The sequence below is a fragment of the Steroidobacteraceae bacterium genome, assembly GCA_041395505.1.
GTDB lineage: Bacteria > Pseudomonadota > Gammaproteobacteria > Steroidobacterales > Steroidobacteraceae > JAWLAG01.
The window spans coordinates 1,530,800-1,552,312 of sequence record JAWLAG010000001.1 but is presented as its reverse complement, the minus strand read 5'-3'; the positions used below and the strand labels follow the sequence as shown (position 1 = coordinate 1,552,312).

The 21,513-nt window shown below is 62.8% G+C and carries 14 protein-coding genes; 6 read left to right on the top strand and 8 right to left on the bottom strand.

Annotation, left to right across the window (positions count from 1 at the left end):
• Positions 1–11 precede the first annotated feature (11 nt).
• The 4 genes from R3E77_07035 to R3E77_07020 all read right to left on the bottom strand — a co-directional run bounded on the left by R3E77_07035 (position 12) and on the right by R3E77_07020 (position 8,759).
• Positions 12–5,852, bottom strand: coding sequence for an OmpA family protein (locus tag R3E77_07035; GenBank protein ID MEZ5499168.1), 5,841 nt, complete (start codon positions 5,850–5,852; stop codon positions 12–14).
• Positions 5,853–5,946: 94 nt separating this feature from the next.
• Positions 5,947–7,098 (bottom strand): hypothetical protein, encoded by a 1,152-nt coding sequence (locus tag R3E77_07030; GenBank protein MEZ5499167.1) that lies wholly within the window; start codon positions 7,096–7,098, stop codon positions 5,947–5,949.
• An 87-nt stretch (positions 7,099–7,185) separates the two neighbouring features.
• Entirely contained in the window at positions 7,186–7,740 is a 555-nt protein-coding gene (locus R3E77_07025; protein ID MEZ5499166.1) for a hypothetical protein, read from the bottom strand.
• Between the two features lie 26 nt (positions 7,741–7,766).
• Positions 7,767–8,759: a hypothetical protein gene (locus tag R3E77_07020; GenBank protein ID MEZ5499165.1), complete on the bottom strand. Its 993-nt coding sequence runs from the start codon at positions 8,757–8,759 to the stop codon at positions 7,767–7,769.
• 285 nt (positions 8,760–9,044) lie between these two features.
• Between R3E77_07020 and R3E77_07015 the strand changes: the two genes are divergently transcribed.
• The 5 genes from R3E77_07015 to R3E77_06995 all read left to right on the top strand — a co-directional run bounded on the left by R3E77_07015 (position 9,045) and on the right by R3E77_06995 (position 15,475).
• A complete protein-coding gene (locus R3E77_07015; protein ID MEZ5499164.1) occupies positions 9,045–10,820 on the top strand; it encodes an alpha/beta fold hydrolase in 1,776 nt (591 codons plus the stop codon).
• Entirely contained in the window at positions 10,817–11,659 is an 843-nt protein-coding gene (phaZ, locus tag R3E77_07010) for a poly(3-hydroxyalkanoate) depolymerase (GenBank protein MEZ5499163.1), read from the top strand. The genes R3E77_07015 and phaZ overlap by 4 nt, the downstream gene beginning before the upstream one ends.
• A 116-nt stretch (positions 11,660–11,775) precedes the next feature.
• Positions 11,776–12,285, top strand: coding sequence for a hypothetical protein (locus tag R3E77_07005; protein MEZ5499162.1), 510 nt, complete (start codon positions 11,776–11,778; stop codon positions 12,283–12,285).
• A 151-nt stretch (positions 12,286–12,436) separates the two neighbouring features.
• On the top strand, positions 12,437–14,209 hold the full coding sequence (locus R3E77_07000) for a phosphoenolpyruvate carboxykinase (GTP) (GenBank protein ID MEZ5499161.1): 1,773 nt from the start codon (positions 12,437–12,439) through the stop codon (positions 14,207–14,209).
• A gap of 15 nt (positions 14,210–14,224) precedes the next feature.
• A complete protein-coding gene (locus R3E77_06995) occupies positions 14,225–15,475 on the top strand; it encodes an FAD-dependent oxidoreductase (GenBank protein ID MEZ5499160.1) in 1,251 nt (416 codons plus the stop codon).
• A 4-nt stretch (positions 15,476–15,479) separates the two neighbouring features.
• On the opposite strand, the gene R3E77_06990 is transcribed toward R3E77_06995, so the two are convergent.
• The gene (locus R3E77_06990; protein ID MEZ5499159.1) at positions 15,480–16,349 is read right to left on the bottom strand and encodes an alpha/beta hydrolase; all 870 of its coding nucleotides are present in this window, start codon (positions 16,347–16,349) and stop codon (positions 15,480–15,482) included.
• A gap of 104 nt (positions 16,350–16,453) precedes the next feature.
• Here R3E77_06990 and R3E77_06985 point away from each other — a divergent pair, with 104 nt between their 5' ends.
• Positions 16,454–18,016, top strand: a complete 1,563-nt coding sequence (locus R3E77_06985) for a sodium:proton antiporter (GenBank protein MEZ5499158.1) — start codon at positions 16,454–16,456, stop codon at positions 18,014–18,016.
• A 9-nt stretch (positions 18,017–18,025) separates the two neighbouring features.
• Here the strand turns inward: R3E77_06985 and R3E77_06980 are convergent, their stop codons facing one another.
• The 3 genes from R3E77_06980 to R3E77_06970 are packed head-to-tail and all read right to left on the bottom strand — an operon-like array spanning position 18,026 to position 21,506.
• The gene (locus R3E77_06980) at positions 18,026–18,484 is read right to left on the bottom strand and encodes a SirB2 family protein (GenBank protein MEZ5499157.1); all 459 of its coding nucleotides are present in this window, start codon (positions 18,482–18,484) and stop codon (positions 18,026–18,028) included.
• Positions 18,418–20,700 (bottom strand): nitric-oxide reductase large subunit, encoded by a 2,283-nt coding sequence (locus R3E77_06975; GenBank protein ID MEZ5499156.1) that lies wholly within the window; start codon positions 20,698–20,700, stop codon positions 18,418–18,420. The genes R3E77_06980 and R3E77_06975 overlap by 67 nt, the downstream gene beginning before the upstream one ends.
• Before the next feature lie 59 nt (positions 20,701–20,759).
• On the bottom strand, positions 20,760–21,506 hold the full coding sequence (locus tag R3E77_06970) for a helix-turn-helix domain-containing protein (protein MEZ5499155.1): 747 nt from the start codon (positions 21,504–21,506) through the stop codon (positions 20,760–20,762).
• Positions 21,507–21,513 lie beyond the last annotated feature (7 nt).

Here is a 21,513-nt window from a genome sequence, read left to right as displayed (position 1 = left end):
TCGGCGCCAAGCTAGCGTGAAGGGCGGAGTCTGTCGAGCGCCAAATCCTTGAAAGTATCCTGATCTGCCTTGACGGCGAAGCGCAGGAATGGTCCCTTGGCGGTAAAGCGGGCCTCGGAGAAATCGCGGTCGTCGAATCCAAGCAGGTTGTAGCCGATCGCGATCCAAACGTTGCGCGCTACATTGATACCAAGGTCCGCGCCGGCCGTGTACTCGCCGAGTCGGCTCTGCCAGGAATTCAATGCGCCCAGATGCAATCCGGCGTCGAAACGGGGCGAGATGTCATGACGCAGGTCGGCGGCGGCGAAAGTCGATGTGCCGGAGTAGCGCTCCGTGGCAAACGTGCTCTCAACGTAGCGGGCACCCACCTGCAGGCCAAGTTGGTCACGCGGCCCGGCCTGCCAGTTCATATGCAGGTTCTCCACGATGCGCGCCGAGTCGAAATCATTGAGCAGATTGCGTGTGGCGTCAAAGCGCAGGTCGAGCCGGTTGTAGACGATCCAGGCGCTGCTGACGGGCCGGTACGCCCAGTTGAACTGCAGATCGCCGTTGCGGTTGCGGCCGCCGTCGAGCAGCAGCGAATCAAACCCGGTCAGGGCCAGCGACAATGCATGGCCGCGCACCGGCTCGCGATACCACCCTGCCAATACGCCCCAGCGCTGCTCGCTGTCGGCACTTCGATGTTCGATACGGCTGGTCAAGGTCCACAGGTCGCGCCTGTAACTCGCACCGACATAACTGGCAAAGAAGTCCTCGGCGAGTGTACCACTCGCGAGCGGCTGCCCGTCGGTCAATGGCGCAAGAGCGGAACCGCGCATGGTATTGCTCTGATCGACGCCAAAATCGACCGACCATGCATCGTTGATCTGCCAACCCTGAGTCAAGCCGAAATTGGCAAACAAGCGTGGCCCGAACTCCGTGAATTGCTGGTTCAATGAAGTCGTCACCTGGGTATGCTCCCAGGGCTGGGCACGCAATCCGATCCGCGTCATGTCCGTATCGAGCGCGCTGCCATTGCCGTGCTCGTATTCGACGAAGGCGGTTGTCAGATTGCCAAGATGATAGTCAACCCCCACCAGCGCGCGCGCCGGATAGTCCACGCTTTCGTTCTGGTTGCCCACGGTGATATCACCTGAGCCACGCAGCGTGATGCGATCGTCAAACAGGTTAATGCTGCCCGTCAGGAACAGCTGTTCGCTCTGCCTGTGCTCGCCGTCGGCCATTCGATCATCGGCAATACGCGCACCGATACCGGCGCTGCGCCCATCGTGACCATAGCGCAATTCCGCCGCCGCATAGCGCCGTTCCGCCGCAGTCGCGACGCTCTGCAGCCAGTACGACTCGGCCTGAAGGTTGAGGTTTTCCTCAAGGCGCCAGCGCGCATCGATGCCGGCTTTACGCGAGCCTTCTTCGGTCGACAGCTGTTGGCCGATGCCGAACCCGACGTCCTGTTCGCGCACATAGACACGTGCGTCCAGTTTTTCCGTGACGTGCTTGAGCTCGGCGAGATAGGCGCTGGCCGACGATGCGCGCGACGGATCGTCGGATTGACTGGCGGCGAACTCGGCTCGCAGCTCCGTGCTCGCCGCTGGTCGCCAGCGCAGATCGACGCCACTGATCTCGCTGTCACCATTGGCAGCACCATCACGCAGGTAGCTGGCGCCGACCTCGACGCGTTCGTCCGCCGACTTCACGTAAACCCGGGCACCGGCGGAGGTTCGCTCCTCGCCGGTTCCGACGGTTTCGTACTCGGCAATGATGAACACCGGATTGAATTCGTCGTCGCGGCTTGGCACCGGCTGCTTGAAGAACAATTCACCGGTGGAGTAATCAAGCGTGTAATCGAGGTAGCGCGATTGTTCGCTGCTCGAGATCACTTTCGACGTCTCGAACCGGTCGCGGATCTCGATCCGGATCTTGTCGCTGTTGATGACGATTGGAGCTCGGCTCAGCCGATAAAGGCCCGAGGTGCCGTCGCCCCGGATCTCATCCCTCGCCATGCCAAGGTCGGTGCGTGCTGCAAAGGCGCTGAATCCCGCGCGATCGCCACCGTAGTCCGCCTTCAGACCATTCAGTGTGCGGTTGTAGCGCGTCAGTTCGGTGACGGTGAAACCGGTCTCGTAGTCGCCGAAGAGTGCCGCGAACTGCCGACGTTCGAGTTTCAAGTAAAGTTTGCGCGCCGAAGCACTTTCGAAGCGCTGCTCGGTGCCATCGCCATACACCATGTAATAGCGGCCCGGCTCGATGACGCCGAGCAGACGCTGGCGCGCTTCCTCCCGATCGCGGGCCGAGTCATAGGCGAGCGTCAGCAGGTAATCGCCGCGTATGCTGCCTTTCGCGAAGAATGCAACCCGCCCGTCAGAGTCGAATCCTTCCTCGACGCCGGCCGCCTCGGCATTTTGCAGGTTTTGCGAAATCTGCTGGTAGGCTGCCGTACCCGACGCCACGCCAACCATGATCCACTCGCGCGAAGTTGGCGCGAGCCAGACATTGAGATCCTGGTTCTGTCGTTCGCTCAGTCGCAGGTGCATTCTCACGTTGCCAGCCTGGGTGGTCGGCTCGAGTTCGAGCCGTGCAATACCACCCTCCTCGACTTCAAACGGCGGTTCGCGTGGCGCCACGGCCAGCAATGGATTGTCATCGAGCGACTCGACTTCCCACCACGAACGATGCGGCGCATCGACGCGGAAGGAGCCATAACTGCCGCGACGTACTGGTTTGCCATAGGCATCGAAGAGCTTCAACGCGATGACCGGCTTCGTCCGGCCGTCGGCAACCAGTACCGATGCCGAGCGATCGAGCTCGGCTCGCACGGCGTTGCTGCCATAGTGCACGTTGCGGGTGAGCCGCTTGAGGAGCTTGCCCGTATCATCGAGCACATCGGCCACCAGTTCGTTCTCGCCATCGCGCAGATTGACGCCACGCCAGCGGCTGACGCTCACCGTCTTGATGGTATTGCTGCGCTCGCCGTCGTAATTGAGTTCGCCCACTGGTTGCCCGTTGATGCGAAGCTCAATGCTTTGGCGGGGCCCGTGCTTGATGGCGATCTTGATGGCCGGGATGGGTGGCACCGCGTCCTCGCGCGGCAACAGCCAGTCGATCCCCGGCTGCAATTCCTCGATCTGCGGGATGCTTTCGGCGCCATTGCTGCGCTCGATCGCCGGGCGGCGAGGTGCCGTGGCCGCAACCGGTGCGCGCAGCACCACGCCGCTCGTCGCGATGCTCTGCGGCTCCGCAACAGCCTTGACGAGTTGCAGTTCACCCGCGCGGACCAGGTGTCGACCGGTCACCTCGATTTCCACTCGCCGATTGCGCGCAAGCGATGCCGGATCGTCACCGGTCGCAAGCGGTTCATCGGCACCGCGCCCATCGACGACAACGGCATCCGACTCAAGACCCAGCCGCTGCATCAGGTAATCGGCGACAACCTGTGCGCGCGCCTGCGACAGTTGGTAATTGTCCGCGAACAATTTGCGGCTCGCAGCGGATATCGGCGTCTTGTCGGCGTGACCGACCGCGCGCAAGCGCACTTCGGTCGCCGCCCGCCACTCATCGGCAATTCGATCGAGCTCGAGTCGGTCACTCGTCGACAGATGGGTCTTGAGCACATCAAACCGCGGCGAAAATCGATAGCTGCCGCTACGGTATTCGGCGCTGCCGAAACGGAGGCTGTTCTCGGTTGCAGCCGTGCGCTGGCCGCTTGCTGCAGCCGTGTCGAAGGTCAGTATCGCCTTGATCGCGAGCAGATCGGCGGCAGCTGCCGTTACGCGCGTTCGCAGCTTGACCACGATCTGGGCGCCGGCAGCCAGCTCGTGCAGGTCCACGGACAACACATTGGAGCGCAGGCTGACGCTTTCAATTGGCGTACCGTCGCGGTGCGCGCTCCCGGATTCGTACTGGAGGCCCGTGGGCAACAACAGTTGAATTCGATTGTTGCCGGTTGCGACGCCCTGCACATGGACCAGCAGTTCATGTTCCGCCGTGCGCTCGTCTATCAACCGCGAACGCATGCGGAGCTCGGCGGTGCCACGGGCAGGCGCGCGCTCGATGAGCCGGAAGTCCGCTCGCCACAGCTGACCACCGCGCAGTTGCGCGAATTGCGAATAGGCGCGACCCGCGAATCGGGCGTTGTCCGTACAGCCGGAGAGTTGCAGATAATCCGGCACGCTCAGCATGTCGAGTTGCACGACATGAGTGCCGGGCGGCACGTCCTCGAAGTGGTACTTTCCTTCGCTGTCAGTTACGGCATAACGGCCATCCTCCAGATAGATCCGCACGCCAGCGACGCCCGGCGCAGACTCGACCGGGCTCGCGCATATCGCTTCGACTACCCGGCCAGCGATGAATCCCTTGTCGGTGAACAATTCGTTGCGCAGGCGGATGAGTGCGCGCGCTTCATTCGAGCGTATGCCGCCGAGCGCCTCTGCAACCGCGACGTTGACCAGCTCCGGACCGCGGGCCACTGCTGCGATCTCGACCACATAGGTGACGGTTGCCTGCGCCCCCGCGGGCAGCAACGGCACGGTGAAGGTGAGGCCGCGCCCGTCGGCGCTGACCGCCGGGTCGGCGACCGGCTGGCCATCGATGCGCGCCGAGCCCGGGCGGAAGCGCAAACCAAACGGCAGCCTGTCCTCGATGAGCACGTTTCGAAACTCGCCCACGGTGCTCGCGTTCTGCACGTTCACCTGGTATTGAACGAAGTCGCCGGGCGCTGCGACCGTGGTATTCGCGCTCTTGCGAAGTATCAAATCCGTGCCTGATGGGTCGAGCGGCACGTCGACGGCAACGGCTGGAGGCGCAAGTGCGTCGAAGGAATTTCCAAACGAGCCAGGTCCCAGGCGCCAGGGATTGCCAGGCAATTGTTGCAAGTCGGCCTCGGTACGCATCGACGGAAAGAGATAGCCCGCCGGCGGTTCGATTTCGAGCCGGTACTGTCCGGGCGCCACCAGCGGAAAACGATAGAAACCCGCGGGCAGGACGTAAACCGTGCCACCCGAATCGGTCACGGGTTGGCCCGTAATCAGTGTCGCGGGGTAGCTGCTGACGCCGTCGTCGCCAAGAACGGCGGCCGGCAGACCAGTTGCAACGTCAATCAGCGTCACGCGCGCGCCGTCGACAGGCGCGCCGGACAAAGAATCGAATAGCCGGCCGAATGGATCGATCAGGCTCTCCGCCTGGACCGCATCGGCCGCATCATCGGGATCCACGTAGAACGCCTGCAGCGAGGTATCACGGGTCACCTGAAGAACGCAGTCCCCGGCCGCAGCAGCACTGGTCTGCGATGGAACGTATCCGACGAATACTCCGGTGTTCACGCCTGTTTCGGTGAGACGGACCCGTTCGCTGTCACCGGTCGCATTAGCGACCACCCGCACGTCGATGAAATCAAGCACCGTCGCATCGAGATTCTGGTCACCATCCGTAACCCGCAGAAAAATTGCATCGCCGGCATGGACTGTGCCGGTTGCGCTCAACGGCAGTGGCTGGGCGGGATTCAACGAGCCGCTGCCGGCGACGACCGGATCAGGCAACGGCACGGCCACATTGCCTTGCAGGCATTGGGTTGGCCCCGCCGTTGTGGAGGTCGCTGCCCCTGCGTTGTAACGATCGATCGTGATGGTCGCCGTTGTCGGTGTCGGCAACACGGTCACGGTCACGGCATTCGAATCGCTCCGTTGCGTCGCGCCGCCGATGTCGAAATAGACATTGCCGATGTTGGTAATCAACGTGCCGGGCGGGGCATTCTGGGCAATCGTCGCGATGGGCATGACGGCCAGAAACAGGCTTGCAGCCAGGAAACCGAGCGCCGATCGCAGACGCGCAAACGCGCGCGAGGCGGGGTGACTGTTCATCACCCCGCCCCGGTCGTTTTGCAAGTTGCCAACACGCAGGGTCGTCAATGGCCCCGCGCCAGGCGCGCGCATTAGCTCAGCCTCCGAGCATCGATCAGTCGATACTCACCTGGAAGCGGATCGACACCGCGTTACCCGCGCCAGGTGCAACGTTGGCCAGGGCCGGAGCGCCAACCTGCAAGGCGCCGCCGCTGACGACACAGCCATCGCCATTGGTATCGGTTCCGCCGGCTTCCGCGACACAGAAGGTATCGGAGGCACCCACCGTTATGCGTACATCACTCGCACCAGCGTTGTAGCGCAATGGCGCGAACGTCGTGCTCGTGGGCACCGGATCGGCAATTGCAACATCCGTTGCCGGTACCGTGCCGGTGTTGGTGATCACGATCGTGTACTCGACGAACGCGCCTGGCACTGCCAGCGGGTTGGTCGTGCCATTGAACGGATCTTCGACCGTCGCCGAAGTCTTGGCGACGGTGAGCGCCGGCGCACCGACTTCATACTGGTCGGCAGCCGTCTCGGTGTTGTTCTCGCCTGGATCGCCGAACAGGATATCGACGCCGGCCGTGTCGGATGCGCTCTCCGTGAGCGTACCGGCCGGATTGCCGTCCGGCGCGGCAACTGCGGTGAGGCTTACCGTTGCGAAATCACCCGACGTCTGACCCAGGGGTATGTCGCCGAGAATGAATACGCCGATCGTACCGTCGGCCGCGAGCGATGCTATGTTGTTGTTGGTCGCGACGTTCTCGCTCGCCTGCAGGATGCCGTCGTTGTTGGTATCGACGCGCACGCGCAGATTCGCCGGATCGAAGTTATCCGTGCCAGCGCCCGTGAACGAGCCCGCGAGTGTTCCGCCATTGGCCGCGGTCAGCGCAAATGCCTGTGCCGCGTTGCCCTCGTTGGTCAGACGGAAATAGGTCAACGCACCGGTCTGGCCCGGAAAGGCCGTTGCGGGATTCAAGGTCGGGTCGCCGGGATTGTTCGACACTTCGATCAGGGAGAAGTCGACGCGGTTGTCGACGACGAACGAAGTATCGGCTCCGGTGGCCGTCGAATTGCCGGTAGGCGAGCTCTCGATCGCCCCCTGTGGCACACCACCGACACTGTAGTTGACGGTCGCGCGGTTATTCACCGCCGTACCTGCGGCCGTGCCGGCCGCAAATGCGCTCTGGCCGGCGCCGGCCAGAAGCGACAGCGCAACTGCGGCCTTCGCCGCCAGTCTCAGCTGTTTGTTCAAGTTGATCATCTTCACTCCTCACAAAACGACTCGATGGCAGGACATGTGTGATTGCGTCGCCCCTGCCGTGCGCCGCAACCAATTCGGCAACTCGATCTAGCGCAGCACTGCGCGGTAGCGCGCGAACGCGACAGCGCCCGGCTTCAGCGACGACTCCAGAGTCCAGCGCAGGAAGCCATACTCATCGGCGCGTGCCGGCCGCTGGCTGCCATCGGCGTCGGTGACGACGAGCTGTTCGGCCTTGCCATAGCGCTCGCCATCGAGCGAGTAGCTGACTTCGGTGCCCGGGCCGACCGCGGAATTGGCCACGTAGGCCATGTGCTCCGGCACCGGGTTGTTGATGACGACTTTCTCGACCGAGCTCTTGCAGACATTGGATGCCGTGACGGTCCACACGACTTCATCGCCCGGCACGACCTTCGTCGCCGGCACGAGTCGCGTGACACGCTCACCGTTCTCGACACTGCTTACTTCGACTTCGGCAACGGTCTTCAATACGATGCAACCTCCCGGCGGCGCCGCATCGGCGCGTGATTGCGCCGCGGCGTGGCTCGCGCCCGCCAGCAGCACGGCGCATGCCGTAGCCGCCGACATCGCTGTCACTCGCATCATCGAAAACCCATTGATCGCTGTGTTGATCCCCATGTTCATCGTCGCCTCCTTCATGGCGTGATTGATCAATTGATGGTTACGGAAAACTGGATGGTCTGGGTCGCACTGGCCTGCGTCAGGTTGCCAAGCGTCACGCGCACCAGGGCCTGCGGACTCGGCACGAATTGCCCGGCATCCGCATCTGTGGCGTCGGTCAGCGGTGCGCCGTTCAGCTGCAAGCTGTTGGGCACATAGGTGGTGTTCACCGGAATGTTGTCGACGAACGCAGCGGCGGTCGCGGTGCCGCTGCCGGTGACGTTGACCGCAATGGAGTAGTTGATACGGGCACCGGGAATGGGCCGGGTGCCGCCGAATTGATCAACCACGGTCTGGCTCTTGACTGCGTTGACCAGCACATCGCTCACCAGGTACTCGCCCTGATCGCTCCCATCGGCGCCGGTAGTGCCGACGACCGCATCGGTGCCGCCCGTGCCCTGACCCCCAAATACCGTTCCCGGCGCACCAGTACCGGTCAACGAGCGCGCAGTCAGTTGACTCAAGCCCCGGTCGCCGTTGTTGAGTCCTGCGGGAATGCCATTCACGACGAAAATCGTCGCGAAACCATCGGCATTGAGCAGCGGTTCATTGCTGCCCGGCGCGTACAGCACGTCCGCCGGCGTCCAGGTGCCGCTGCCGTCGGTATCGAAATAGATGGCGGGCAGTGGCGCGCTCGGTACGGGATCGAAGTTGTCGCCGCCAAGGACGCTGTCGAGTGCGAGTGAAAACGCCTCTTGCCCGTTGCCGGTGTTGGTGACCCGGAACACCAGCACCTGCTGCGTGGCGCCCGGAGTGACATTGACCACAGGCGTCTGTGCGGTCACAACGACGTCAAGGATTTCCGCAACAGTTACCGATACGGTATTCGATGGCGTCGTCACCGGCGTGCCGGATACCGTGTAACTCACCTGGGCGGTGTTATCGATGACCGTGCCCGCCGCGGCGCCTGCAGCCGCCGCGACCTCGGGCACGATGAATCCTGCAAGGGCCGACAACAGCCCGACAAGCGTAACCTGGCGCATCGCGCTAGACTCCTCAAGGAAAGACAAATCTGGATAACCAAACCGCCCCAAGGAACGACGATGCGCCTGCGCGACCTGCAAGCGCGTCATCTCGTGACGGGCGCAGGCCAAAACCCGAAGTTATCGGCCGCGCACCGTGTTTCTTGAGGCGCTGTGCATGTTAAGTAAGCGCCACGAGGGGTCTTGTGACCATAATCACAGCCTTCGGGGTTAGGCCGAGTCGAGATGCTCAGGATAAGCTGCAGGTCCGCGGCGACTGAGACCTGCGTCACGAAGCGAGTTGTTATGACGAACCCAGAGCCCGAACGCCAGGCGCAAATCGAAAATCCGGATGCCGAAGGTTTCAGCCATGCGGGCGAGAGCAGCGAACCACCCGAACTCGAGCATTCGGCGGCCAACGATGCGGCCGAGCAGATCCTCGGTGCGAATCCGCTGATCGGTATCGATCGCGACGAAATTCTCGATGCCTGCAAACGCCTGGCGCGGCTGGTTGCCATGAATCCGCGCAATGTGCTCGAGGCGCACATCGGGCTCGCTCGTGAGTGGCTCGACGTGCTGGGTGGGCGATCGCAGGTCACACCGGATCCGAAAGACCGGCGTTTCAGCCACGAAATCTGGTCGAAGAGCGGTTACTTCAAGCGTCTCATGCAAGCGTATCTCGCCTGGCGGAGCACGATGCATGGCATTCTCGATGATGCCAGCGCAAGCGAAGAAGACCGTGAACGAGCGCGTTTCGCGCTATCACTCGTGACCGAGGCTTTCGCGCCGACCAATGCGCTGATCGGCAATCCGGGCGCCATCCAGCGCGCCATGAAAACCGGCGGCCGCAGCATCCTCTACGGCCTGTCGAATTTCGTGGACGATTTGCTGAACAACGGCGGCATGCCGCGACAGGTCGATGAGCGAAAGTTCGCGGTCGGAAAGAACCTTGCCACCACTCACGGTGCCGTCGTGTTTCGCAGCGAGGTGTTCGAGCTCCTGCAGTACCGTCCGGCCACCGAACAGGTGTTGACACGACCGCTGATCATCGTGCCACCGCAGATCAACAAGTTCTATGCGGTGGACCTGTCGCCCGGACGCAGTTTCGCCGAATACGCGACCCAGAACGGTGTGCAGCTGTTCGTGATCAGCTGGAGAAACCCGACCGCGGCACAGCGTGACTGGAACATGGAGACTTACCTCACGGCCTGTATCCAGGCGATCGATGTCGCTCTTGAAATCACCGGCGCCGACAAGCTCAACATGATGGCCGCCTGCGCTGGCGGCTTCACGCTCGCGACCCTGCTCGCGCATCTGGCGGCCAAGCGTGATGAGCGCGTCGCGAGCGCAACGCTTCTGGTCACCGTCCTCGACACGGAAGCACCCACCCAGCTCGGCCAGTTCGCATCGCGCAGCGGTATCAGCGCCGCGATCCAGCGCAGCCAATCGCGCGGTGTACTCGAAGGCAGTGAAATGGCCCGCGTATTCTCCTGGCTGCGCCCCAATGACCTCGTATGGATGTTCGTTGCGAACAACTGGGTCATGGGGAACCGCCCGCCGGCTTTCGACATCCTCTACTGGAATGCCGATACCACGCGACTGCCGGCGCAGTTTCACGCGGATCTTCTGCGCATGTTCCTCGATAATCCTTTGAAAAAGGCGCAAGGCGGTGCCGACAAGACGGAATTCCTCGGCACGCCCATCGACATGTCGAAAGTGAAAATCCCCGCCTATGTCGTGGCCGGCATCACCGATCACATCACGCCCTGGGAGGCATGCTACGCGTCGCGAACCATACTGAAGGGCCCGACGACTTTCGTGTTGTCCTCGAGCGGCCACATACAGAGCATCGTAAATCCGCCGAGCAATCCGAAGGCAAAGTTCTATCTCAATGACGATCTCACTCTCGATGCGCCTACCTGGCTCGCGCGCGCACAAACCCGTCGCGGCAGCTGGTGGACGCATTGGCTCGGCTGGATAGGCGAGCACGGTGGCGCGCTGCGCCCGGCGCCGGCGCAGCTCGGCAGCACGAATCATCCGGCCTCCGATGCAGCACCGGGTCGTTACGTGCACCAGCGATGACCGCCGCATTGCATGCAGCCGACCTGCGCCGCGTCCGCGGCCCGCGCATCGAATTCGTCGATATCGACGGTGTGTCGCTGCGCATCGCGCACCAGAGCGGCACGGGCAAACAGCCACCACTGCTGCTCTTCAACGGCATCGGCGCCAACCTCGAAGTGCTGTTTCCCTTCATCGCAGCCATGCCCGATCGCGAAGTCGTTGCCTTCGACGTGCCGGGGACCGGCGGCTCGCCCATGTCCTGGCGAGTGCGACGATTCGCCGGACTTGCGCGCCTGGCAAGCGCCTTGCTCGATCGCATGGGCCTGCGGACCGTGGACGTCGCCGGCGTTTCCTGGGGCGGTGCCCTCGCCCAGCAATTCGCCCGTCAATTTCCGCAACGCTGCCGCCGGCTCGTGCTCGCGGCAACCTCGCCCGGCGCGGTGATGATTCCTGGCCGACCCTCGGCGCTGTTGAAGATGATCACGCCGCAACGCTACCTCTCGCCCGGCTACATGCGCCGGGCCGCGGGCGACATTTACGGTGGCGAAGTGCGCGAGCGGCCGTCGCTGATCAATCGCCACACGAGCCGGATCGTCGCGCCGAAAGCCATGGGCTATGTCTATCAGCTCATGGCCGGCGCGGGTTGGACCAGTCTTCACTGGCTGCATCGGTTGCGCCAGCCGACACTGGTCCTGGCCGGCTCAGATGATCCGCTGGTGCCGGCGGCCAACGCCCGTATCCTCGCCCTGCTGATCCCGAACAGCGAATTGCACATCATCCCGGGAGGCGGCCACCTGTTCATGCTGTATCGCCTCGAGCAGGTCATCCCACTGATCGACGGTTTCCTCGACAGGAATTAGTCTCATAATCAATGGCTTAGCGGTCGAGCCTACCCGGCGGTTGACAACCATGAAGGCCGTGGATATGCTGCGCTGCAACAAATGGTGCATTGCAGCAACCCACAGGAGCCCGTCCGATGATCACGTCTTCTTCACTCAACCGGAAATTTTCTGAACTCGCGGACCAGGCCCGCAGCGTGGGCGAACTGTTCCGCACCGAAGGCCGCAGCCTTCTGGGTCGCGCTGCGCTGCGCGTCGAAGCGGCCAATAAGCCCGTCCTCAAGCTGACCGACGCCGCGACCCGCCTGAGCGGCCTGTCGCACCGCACCGTTGAACAGCTGCTCGCGCATCAGGCCGAGAGCTTCGGTCAATTGACGGCCGCGACCGCGCGCCGCCTTGCCAGTGCCGCCAAGTCCAGGGATTTGCGGCATTTCTACACGGACCAGGTCGCCACCCTACCCGCCTCGGGCAAGCGCATCCGCGCCAATGCGCTGCAAGCGGTCGGCATCGTCGCTGACGCCGGGCGCGAAGCGCGCCAGATCCTTCTGCCCAACCGACCCGTCAAAGTGGCGCGTGGCAAGAGCCGACCGGCGCGCAAATCGGCCGCCGGCAAACGCGCCGCTCGACGCTCGAATCGTTCCGCCTGAGCCGGCCGAACAGGCAGAAAATGTCAACTGGCGCGCGAGGTTATGGAGCCTCGCGCGCTTTTTTTTGCGTGACCTGCGTTCGCCTGCGATCGAGGTCTGACTCGTTATAATGGCGCGTTTCTGCCCAAGATAATTCCAAGGAAAAGCGACGATGGCGACGGCCCCAGCCACCCATGTAGCGATGCACGACATGTCCCGCCCGGTAACCGACTGGGTCAATACCGTAAGGGAGCTCACCCAGGCCGACCGAGTGCAATGGTGCGATGGGTCCCCGGAAGAATATCGACGACTCATCGATGAACTGGTCAAGCGTGGCGAACTGACGCCCCTCAACAGCAAGACGGCGCCCGGCAGCTACCTCTACCGCTCCGACCCGAACGACGTCGCGCGAGTCGAGCATCTGACTTTCGTTTGCACGCACAAGCCCGAGGATGCCGGGCCAAACAATCACTGGATGGACCCGATCGAAGCGCGGCGCAAGATGCGAAATCTGTTCCGCGGCGCGATGCGCGGACGCACCCTGTACGTCGTCCCCTATTGCATGGGACCCATCGACTCGCCCTATGCGCGTTGCGGCGTCGAAATTACGGACAGCGCCTATGTCGTGGTCAACATGGCACTGATGACGCGCATGGGCCGACCGGCGCTCGCGCGCATTGCCCGCGACGGCAATTTCGTGCGCGGCCTGCACTCGACCGGCGATCTGAACCCCGATCGCCGTTTCATCATGCATTTCCCGGAAGACCTGAGCATCGAGAGCTTCGGCTCGGGCTACGGCGGCAATGCATTGCTCGGCAAGAAATGCCATGCGCTGCGCATTGCAAGCTGGCAGGCGCGACAGGAAGGCTGGCTCGCCGAACACATGCTGATCGTCGGCCTGCAAAGCCCCGAAGGCGATACCCACTATGTCGCAGCAGCCTTCCCCTCCGCTTGCGGCAAGACGAATCTGGCGATGTTGATTCCACCCGGATCCATGCCGGGCTGGAAAGTATTCACAGTGGGCGATGACATCGCGTGGTTGCATCCCGGTCGCGATGGCAGGTTGTGGGCAATCAATCCGGAGGCCGGCTATTTCGGCGTCGTACCCGGCACCAATGCCGACACCAATCGCAACGCCTACGACATGATCCAGCGCGACACGCTGTTCACCAACGTCGCAGTGACGGCCGACAACAGCCCCTGGTGGGAAGGCCTGGCAAGCGGGCAGCCTGCCATCGATTGGCAGGGGCGGCCCTACGACCCCAAGAACGGTCCTGCTGCGCACCCGAATTCCCGCTTCACCGTCGATGCGCGACGCAATCCGGCGTATTCGCCGCACGCCGACGACGCCATCGGCGTGCCGATTTCGGCGATCGTGTTTGGCGGACGCCGGCGCGAAGTCGCGCCGCTCGTCTACGAAGCGCGCAATTGGCAGCACGGCGTACTGGTTGGCGCGTCGGTCGCCTCAGAGACCACTGCTGCGGCAACCGGCCAGGTCGGCGTGGTACGGCGCGACCCCATGGCCATGAAGCCATTCTGCGGCTACAACTTCGCCGATTACTGGACCCACTGGCTCGCCGTCGGGAAACGTCTGAGTCAGCCGCCGAAGATTTTCCACGTCAACTGGTTCCGGCGCGACGCCGATGGCAAATTCATGTGGCCTGGCTTCGGCGAGAATCTGCGCGTCATCGCCTGGATGCTCAATCGATGTCAGAAGCGCGTCGACGCCACGGAGACCGCCATCGGCTATCTGCCGCGGACCGCCGATCTCAATACCGAGGGGCTGCAGATCGACTCAGCGACCCTGCAAGCACTGCTCGCAGTCGATAAGTCGCAGTGGCAGAAGGAAGCGGCGGCTATCGACGAGTATCTCGGAGAATTCGGCCAGCGCCTGCCGGATGAGCTCGCAAGCGAAGTCAAAGCGCTGCAACAGCGCCTGGGCTGATCGCAAACACATGCCATGGCGAAACCCACGCGGCGAGAGATACTCAAAGCCGTGGGTGCCGCGGCAGCCAACATGAGCCTGGGCGCGGCGCTGCCGGCCAAAACGCTCGCCGGCCGCTGGGACAGTCTCGTGATTGGTGCCGGTGTCTTCGGCGCCTGGACCGCCCGGCAATTGCGCGCCAAAGGACAGCGCGTGCTGCTCATCGACGCGCGCGGTCCCGCGAACGCCCTGGCCTCATCCGGCGGTGAATCGCGCATGACCCGCGCCGGCTACGGCGCCGATGCACTGTATTCGCGCATGGCGCTCGAGTCACTCGCCGAGTGGCGCCGCTTGTCGGACCGCGCGGAGCTGCCGTTGTTTCATGATACGGGCGTGTTGTTCTTCTTCGCCCAGCTCGAGTCCTATCTGCAGGACAGTCTCAGGGTACACCGCGAACTCGGACTCCCGTCGCAACTGCTCGAGCGTGATCAACTGCGCAGACGCTGGCCGCAGATCGAGTGGTCGGACATCACGGCGGGACTGTACGAGCCCGAATTCGGCGTGTTGATGGCGCGTCGGGCCGTACAGACATTGGTCAGCCAATTCGTTGCTGACGGCGGCAGCTATACGTTGGCGCAAGTCGTTCCGATTGAGCCGCACTCCGGCGCTGAGCTCGAATCACTCAGTATCAATGGCAGCGAGATCAGAGCCGACGCCTTTGTTTTCGCTTGCGGACCGTGGCTGCCCAAACTATTGCCGCAGACACTTGGCACGCGAATATTCCCGACCCGCCAGGAAGTATTCTTCTTCGCCCCGCCTGCGGGTGATGCGCGTTTCAGCGTGCAGCAGCTGCCGGGTTGGGCGGATTTCAATGCCGGCGACATCTACTACGGCTTCCCCAATATCGAAGGCCGCGGCTTCAAGATCGCGCACGATCGCCACGGGCCAGCCTGCGACCCCGACAGCATGGAACGCAGCCTCGATGCCGCGGCACTTGCCGACGTGCGCGCCTATGTTGCGCGGCGCTTCCCTGCGCTCACAGCACAACCACTTGTCGAAAGCAGGGTCTGCCAGTACGAGAACAGCTCGAACGGCGACCTGCTGATCGACCGACATCCGACGCTCGGAGATTGCTGGCTGGTTGGAGCAGGCTCTGGCCATGGCTTCAAGCACGGCCCCGCGGTCGGCCGACTCGCGGCCTCGCTCGTGCTCGGACGCAAGGCCAGTGCCGAGCCGCGCTTCTCGATCACGACCAAACTCGAGCAGCAGCAACGTCTCGTGCATTGAGACCTCAGCCGCCCAGGAACTCCGCGAGCACCCGAATCTTCGCGGCGAGATAATCCACCTCGGTCGTCGGCGGCGTGATGGCCGTCCTGCTGTTGCGTATGAGCTCGGCCGCAAGCGGTACATGCACCCGCAGCGGGTCACTCGCATCTGCAGTCACCAGCACGGACTGGGTCAGCTTGGCAAGTTGCGCGCGATCGTCATGCGAGAAGGCGGCGCGGTACCCCAGATGATAGGTTGTCAGCGCCTTCAGCACGTCGGTGACCGTCGCGTGCAACGTTCGCGCATCAGCCATCGGCAGCATGCGCAGGTGCTCCGCATCGCGCATGAAGTAGGGAAAATACACGCACTGATCGCGCACGAAATGCCATGCCCAGTTGAACTGTCCGCCGATGTCATCGGCACTGACTGCAGGTGCGTAGTTGGCAAGCATCTGCTGCTTCTGTTCCGCATCGAACAATCCTACGCCATCGAGTATCAGGCGCCGCACCTGCCGCGGGCGCTGCAACGCCAGTTCGACGGCAATATGAGCTCCCGTATGGCTGCCGTAGAGATCGACTTCCCCGAGCCCGAGCGCATCGAGCAACTGCGCCATGATCTTGGCATAGTCGGCAGCGGTAGGCGCTGCCTGCGATGGTGGCGCGGAATCGCCAAAGCCGGGTGTATCAGGCGCGATGCAGCGCACCGATGGAGCGAGCTCGCGCATGTAGGGCACCAGCGTGCGCGAGGATGCGGGCGATGCGTGCAACATAAGCAACGGTATCGCCGCTCGCGGCATGGCGCGCGTTCGCCTGATGTGCATTTGGCCGTCGGACAAATCGATGAATGCGCGTTCGATCGCCGCGTCATGCCAGGGATTCCAGTGCTGTTTGCTCATGCGCCGTCCCGAAGTAACCCCGCCCATGCGGATGAGCGCTAGACTGGCAAAACGCGAGCCGATGGACAACAATTCCCGCAATTGATTCTGCCGCGGAGTGCCGCATGACACCGCAAGCTGAACTGGGCGTGCTGGCGCTGCTCGCCATTGCGGCGATGGTTGCCTTCCTTGCCCGGCGCTACGATTTCCCCTATGCCATCGGCCTCGTGCTCACTGGCCTTGCCATTGGTCACCTGACCTCGCTCGATGTGCCGCATCTTTCCAAGGAACTGCTGTTCCTGGTCATCCTGCCCGGGCTGATCTTCGAGGCCGCATTCCAGCTGCAGACCAAGGATGTAAAGCCCGTGCGCTGGACTATCGCGTTGCTCGCTGGCCCCGGCGTGCTGCTTGCCACCGCACTGACCGGCACGCTGTTGTGGCTTGGTTTCGAGTGGCTCGGTTTGGGCGGCCTGCCATTGCTCGCCGCCATGCTCTTCGCCGCACTGATCTGTGCAACCGATCCAGTCAGCGTCCTGTCCGTCCTGCGAAGCCTGGGTGTCGATCGCAAGCTTGCCGTACTGATGGAAGGCGAGAGCCTGTTCAACGACGGCACGGCCGTTGTCGTGTTCACGATCCTGCTCGCGCTCGTGGGCGGGGCGACCGTCACGGCACTTAGCGGCACCGTCGATTTCCTCCGTATCACCGTCGGTGCTGCGATCATCGGGGCGGGCGTCGGTCTCGTCGTGAGTCTGGCGACTCGCGCGGTGGATGATCCACTCATCGAAATCACCTTGACGGTGCTCGCGGGTTACGGCGCCTTCGTGCTGGCCGAGATGTTTCATCTTTCCGGCGTCATCGCCTGCGTCGTCGCCGGCATGATCGTCGGCAACTGGGGCGCCCATGTCGGCATGTCTGCGCCGACGCGACTCGCCGTCGAATCCTTCTGGACCTACCTTGCGTTCATATTGAACAGCGTCATCTTCCTGCTCGTCGGCTACGAGATTCGCCTCGAATCGCTGATCGGCTATCTGCCTGCCATCATGCTCGCATGGACAGCGGTACTCGCGGCACGCGGCATCGTCATCTACGGCAACAACCTGGTCACACGGCTCGTTGGACGGGAGACGTCGCCCTGGTCCTGGTCGGCCATCCTCACCTGGGGAGGATTGCGCGGCGGCTTGTCCATGGTGCTGGCGCTTGCCATTCCTCGCGATTTCCCGCAGCGCGATCTGATTCTTCACCTCACCTTCGGAACCGTGCTGCTGTCGCTCGTTCTGCAGGGCCTTACGATCAAACCATTGCTCGCCTCGCTCGGCCTGTCGCACGCTGCAGACCCTGCGCAGAGCGATTTCGAACTGGCGCTTGGGCAATTGCGCGCCGCCGAAGCGGCGCTTGCGGAGACCGAGCGGCTAGCGGCTGACCACATGATCTCCACCCAGGCGGCCGCCAGGACCGGTACGGCATTGCGTGAGCGCATCACGCAACTGCGCCAGACGCTCGACGGGTTGCGCGGCGCACATCCGCACCTCGAACTCCGCGAACAAGGCGCGCGCGATCGTCACCTCCTGCTCATAGAAAAAGACAGCCTGGTTGAAACCCAGAGGCTTGGACTGATAAGCAAGCCGAGTTTCGAGCGGCTCACGCGCCAGATCGATGAGCAACTGTTCGCGCTGCGCCGCGAACACTGATGATTTCGGCTAGGACTGGCCGTACCAGAATGGCATTGTCCGGCTGCGCGCGATAGCAACCAGCAGCGCGAATATTCCGAGCGCGACCACGAAGCACAGCACTCGCCAGCGCTGCGTCGGCGCGCGTCGCAACGCGAATGACCCCACTGCGATATAGACCATGACCAGACCGATCTTGGTCGTCACCCAAGGATCGACGAAGGGCACGCGATGGAGCATGGTCGCAAGCAGCAGCGCGGCCGTCAGCAACACGATATCGATCGTATAGCTGAGGTAGCGCACCGGCCAGCTCATGCCGATGACCGACCCCATCCACATGCCAACGCCGCGCAGCGCGAACAGGCCGCCACTCAAGGCAACCGCGACAATGTGAATCTGGCGTATCTCGCCGTAATATTCGATCAGTTCGAAGCCTCCGCCCGGCCGATCTGGCCGCTCGTCTTCGACTCCCTGCTCGGCGCGATCCACAGTTTCGCCACGAACCAGCTGAGCAGCAAGGCACCGATCGAGAATATGACATCACCCGGCACGCGCATCCAGACGAGAATCTCGATCAACGGTTGTGACATGAACTCCGCCGAGCGCGCATACCAGTAGCCGTGCGACAAGGCCGCATTGAGCTGAAGCAACCCGATCGGCAGCAGCGTCAGCAGTGCCATTGCCGTGAGCCCGGCGTTCAGTGCCCAGAAACTTCGCCGCAGCAAGGACTCGTCCCATTGTGCCTGCGGACGCAGGCCTCGCAGTGAGAACAGCATAAGACCGATGCCCAGCATGCCATAGACGCCGAATAGCGCCGTATGACCGTGCAAAGGCGTGAGATTGAGTCCCTGCATGAAATAGAGCGCAAGTGGCGTGTTGATGAGAAATCCGAACAAACCGGCGCCGACCAGATTCCAGAACGACACCGCCAGAAAGAACATGATGGGCCAGTGATAGCGGCGCATCCAGGGCGCCGCGCGACTCAAACGCATCGTGTCGACCGCCTCGAGGCCGATCAGCGCAAGCGGCACGACTTCGAGTGCCGAGAAAGAGGCACCCAGGGCCACGACTGCGGTTGTAGTTCCTGCAAAATAAAGGTGATGGAAAGTGCCGAGGATGCCGCCGGCCATGAATACCAGCGTCGCGAACAGCACCGCCGCCGTAGCGGTGCTGCCGCGAATCAATCCCAGGCGCACGAACAGGAAGGACATGACGGCAACGGCAAAGACTTCGAAGAATCCTTCCACCCACAAGTGAACAACCCACCAGCGCCAGTATTCCACCATCGACAAGTGTGTTGTTTCGCTCCACATCAGCCCTGCTCCGTAAAAGAGCCCGATGGCGAACGTCGACAGGAACAGAAGCCCGACGATGGACGACATCTGATCGCGCCTCCGTAATGCCGGTGCCAGCGCCCGGCCGACGAGGATCAGCCACAGCATCAAGCCGACAAAAAGGAAAATCTGCCAGAACCTGCCGATGTCGACGTATTCCCAACCCTGATGGCCGAACCAGAAGTTGTTGGCGAGGCCGAGCTTCTGCATGACAGCGAGCCACTGCCCTGCGAATGCACCGACCGCGATGATCAAAAGGCAGATGAACAGGAAATTCACCCCGAGCCGCTGCCACTTCGGTTCCACGCCCGAAATGGCCGGGGCAATATAAAGCCCCGTACCGAGCCACGCGGTAGCGATCCACAGCACGGCGAGTTGCGTGTGCCAGCTGCGCGTCAACGAATACGGCAGGACGTCAGCGAGCTGGAATCCATACAACTGTTGCCCTTCCACCTGATAGTGCGCCGTAATTGCACCGAGCAATATCTGCGCAACAAAAAGCACGACCACCAGCCAGAAGTACTTGGCCGTTGCGCGCATGGACGGCGTTATGGCGAGACTCTGCAGAGGATCGGTGGCCGGCGGCGTCACCGGCGGATCCTTGCCGTGGTAACCCGCATAGTGCCACGCGAGCAGGCCGATACCCGCGATCATGAACATGACGCTGAACACCGTCCACAGGAACGCGCTTGAAGTCGGTGCATTGCCGACCAGCGGCTCGGCGGGCCAGTTATTCGTGTACGACGCGGCACTGCCCGGACGCTCCGTGACGCTCGCCCAGGCCGTCCAGAAGAAAAATCCCGCGAGCTGACGACGATGGGCGCTGCTGTCGACCGTGCGGTCCTTCATCGCATAGCTCTCACGCAATGCAGCTGTATCCGCACCGTCTCCGAACAGACTCTCATAGTGATCGAGGACGGTTGCGATGGCCTGTGCGCGCTCGTCACTGATTCGCAGGTCGCCCGAGGCCGGATCGTAGGTATTGGCGCGGATCAGGGGCTTGAAGTCGGCAATGAGTTTCGCCCTCTCGCCTTCGGACAGGCGTTGCCAGTCCTGGCCATACTCGCGCTTGCCGCGCGCCTCGAGCCAGGCAGTGGCTTCGCGATGCAGCCAGTCGGCACTCCAGTCGGGCGCAACCAGCGCACCGTGACCCCACACTGAACCAAGCTGCTGGCCGCCGATGCTTTGCCAGACAACGCGGCCCGTTTGCATGTCTGCGCGGGTGAAAATGACATCACCGTTGGTGGCCACCACGCGCTCCGGCATTGGAGGAGCGTGGCGAAACACCTCCTTGCCCATCCACAGGAGAACGGAGAACGCCACCAGCAGCAATGCGCCGAGGCCGAGCCATAGTTTGCGAGTCTGGTCCATGTCTGCACTCCCGGATAACTGCCGGGATTGTGCTCACGCTGCGCGATGCGCGCCTTGATCTAGATCAAACGAGTATCGCCAATCGCAACCCTGGCGATATCGGCGAGTTTTTCGACATCCAGTATGCGTAGATCGCGCAATTCGATATGCACAATCCCCTCTTCACGGAAACGTCGCAGGATGCGGCTGACGGTTTCCGGTGCGAGCCGCAGGTGGCTTGCAATATCGCTGCGCGACATCGGCAGATGCAGTTCGGTGGCGGAGAATTGCTGGCGCTCATAGCGTCGCGACAACAGCAGGAAGAACGCCGCAAGCCGCTCTTCGGCCGAAAAATCGCCCGCAAGGAGATGCGCGCGGCCGATGTCCTGGGACAACAACGCGAACAGGCGCTGCTGCAGTCCCGGCAACCGCGTCGCCAGAATCGCCATTTTCGGGAACGAAAAACGGCACAACTGCACTTCGTCCAGAGCGATGGCGTTGCAGGGGTAGCGTGTGTCGTGAATCGCGTTCAGGCCGATGAGTTCACCCGGGATGTGAAAACCCAGCACGTGCTCCCTGCCGTGTGCGTCGATCATGTAGGTCTTCACCGTGCCGGCGCGCACCGCCGCGATGGCATTGAATGCATCGCCCTCGCGGAATAGATGAGTACCTTCGGCGAAGGGGCCGACGTGTTCGACAAGCACGTGCAATTCCGCGAGCGCCGCCTTGTCGTAGCCTTGCGCGAGACAGGCACCCGAGAACGCACAGGTACTGCAGAACCTGAGCGCATCGCCGTCGTCGGCATGACCGTGCAGCGGGTGTCGCATCGCTGGC

Bases quoted from the DNA above. Each gene is read 5' to 3' on its own strand.
- R3E77_07035 (MEZ5499168.1), bottom strand. From the start codon at position 5,852: ATGAACAGTCACCCCGCCTCGCGCGCGTTTGCGCGTCTGCGATCGGCG.
- R3E77_07030 (MEZ5499167.1), bottom strand. From the start codon at position 7,098: ATGATCAACTTGAACAAACAGCTGAGACTGGCGGCGAAGGCCGCAGTT.
- R3E77_07025 (MEZ5499166.1), bottom strand. From the start codon at position 7,740: ATGAACATGGGGATCAACACAGCGATCAATGGGTTTTCGATGATGCGA.
- R3E77_07020 (MEZ5499165.1), bottom strand. From the start codon at position 8,759: ATGCGCCAGGTTACGCTTGTCGGGCTGTTGTCGGCCCTTGCAGGATTC.
- R3E77_07015 (MEZ5499164.1), top strand. From the start codon at position 9,045: ATGACGAACCCAGAGCCCGAACGCCAGGCGCAAATCGAAAATCCGGAT.
- phaZ (MEZ5499163.1), top strand. From the start codon at position 10,817: ATGACCGCCGCATTGCATGCAGCCGACCTGCGCCGCGTCCGCGGCCCG.
- R3E77_07005 (MEZ5499162.1), top strand. From the start codon at position 11,776: ATGATCACGTCTTCTTCACTCAACCGGAAATTTTCTGAACTCGCGGAC.
- R3E77_07000 (MEZ5499161.1), top strand. From the start codon at position 12,437: ATGGCGACGGCCCCAGCCACCCATGTAGCGATGCACGACATGTCCCGC.
- R3E77_06995 (MEZ5499160.1), top strand. From the start codon at position 14,225: ATGGCGAAACCCACGCGGCGAGAGATACTCAAAGCCGTGGGTGCCGCG.
- R3E77_06990 (MEZ5499159.1), bottom strand. From the start codon at position 16,349: ATGAGCAAACAGCACTGGAATCCCTGGCATGACGCGGCGATCGAACGC.
- R3E77_06985 (MEZ5499158.1), top strand. From the start codon at position 16,454: ATGACACCGCAAGCTGAACTGGGCGTGCTGGCGCTGCTCGCCATTGCG.
- R3E77_06975 (MEZ5499156.1), bottom strand. From the start codon at position 20,700: ATGGACCAGACTCGCAAACTATGGCTCGGCCTCGGCGCATTGCTGCTG.
- R3E77_06970 (MEZ5499155.1), bottom strand. From the start codon at position 21,506: ATGCGACACCCGCTGCACGGTCATGCCGACGACGGCGATGCGCTCAGG.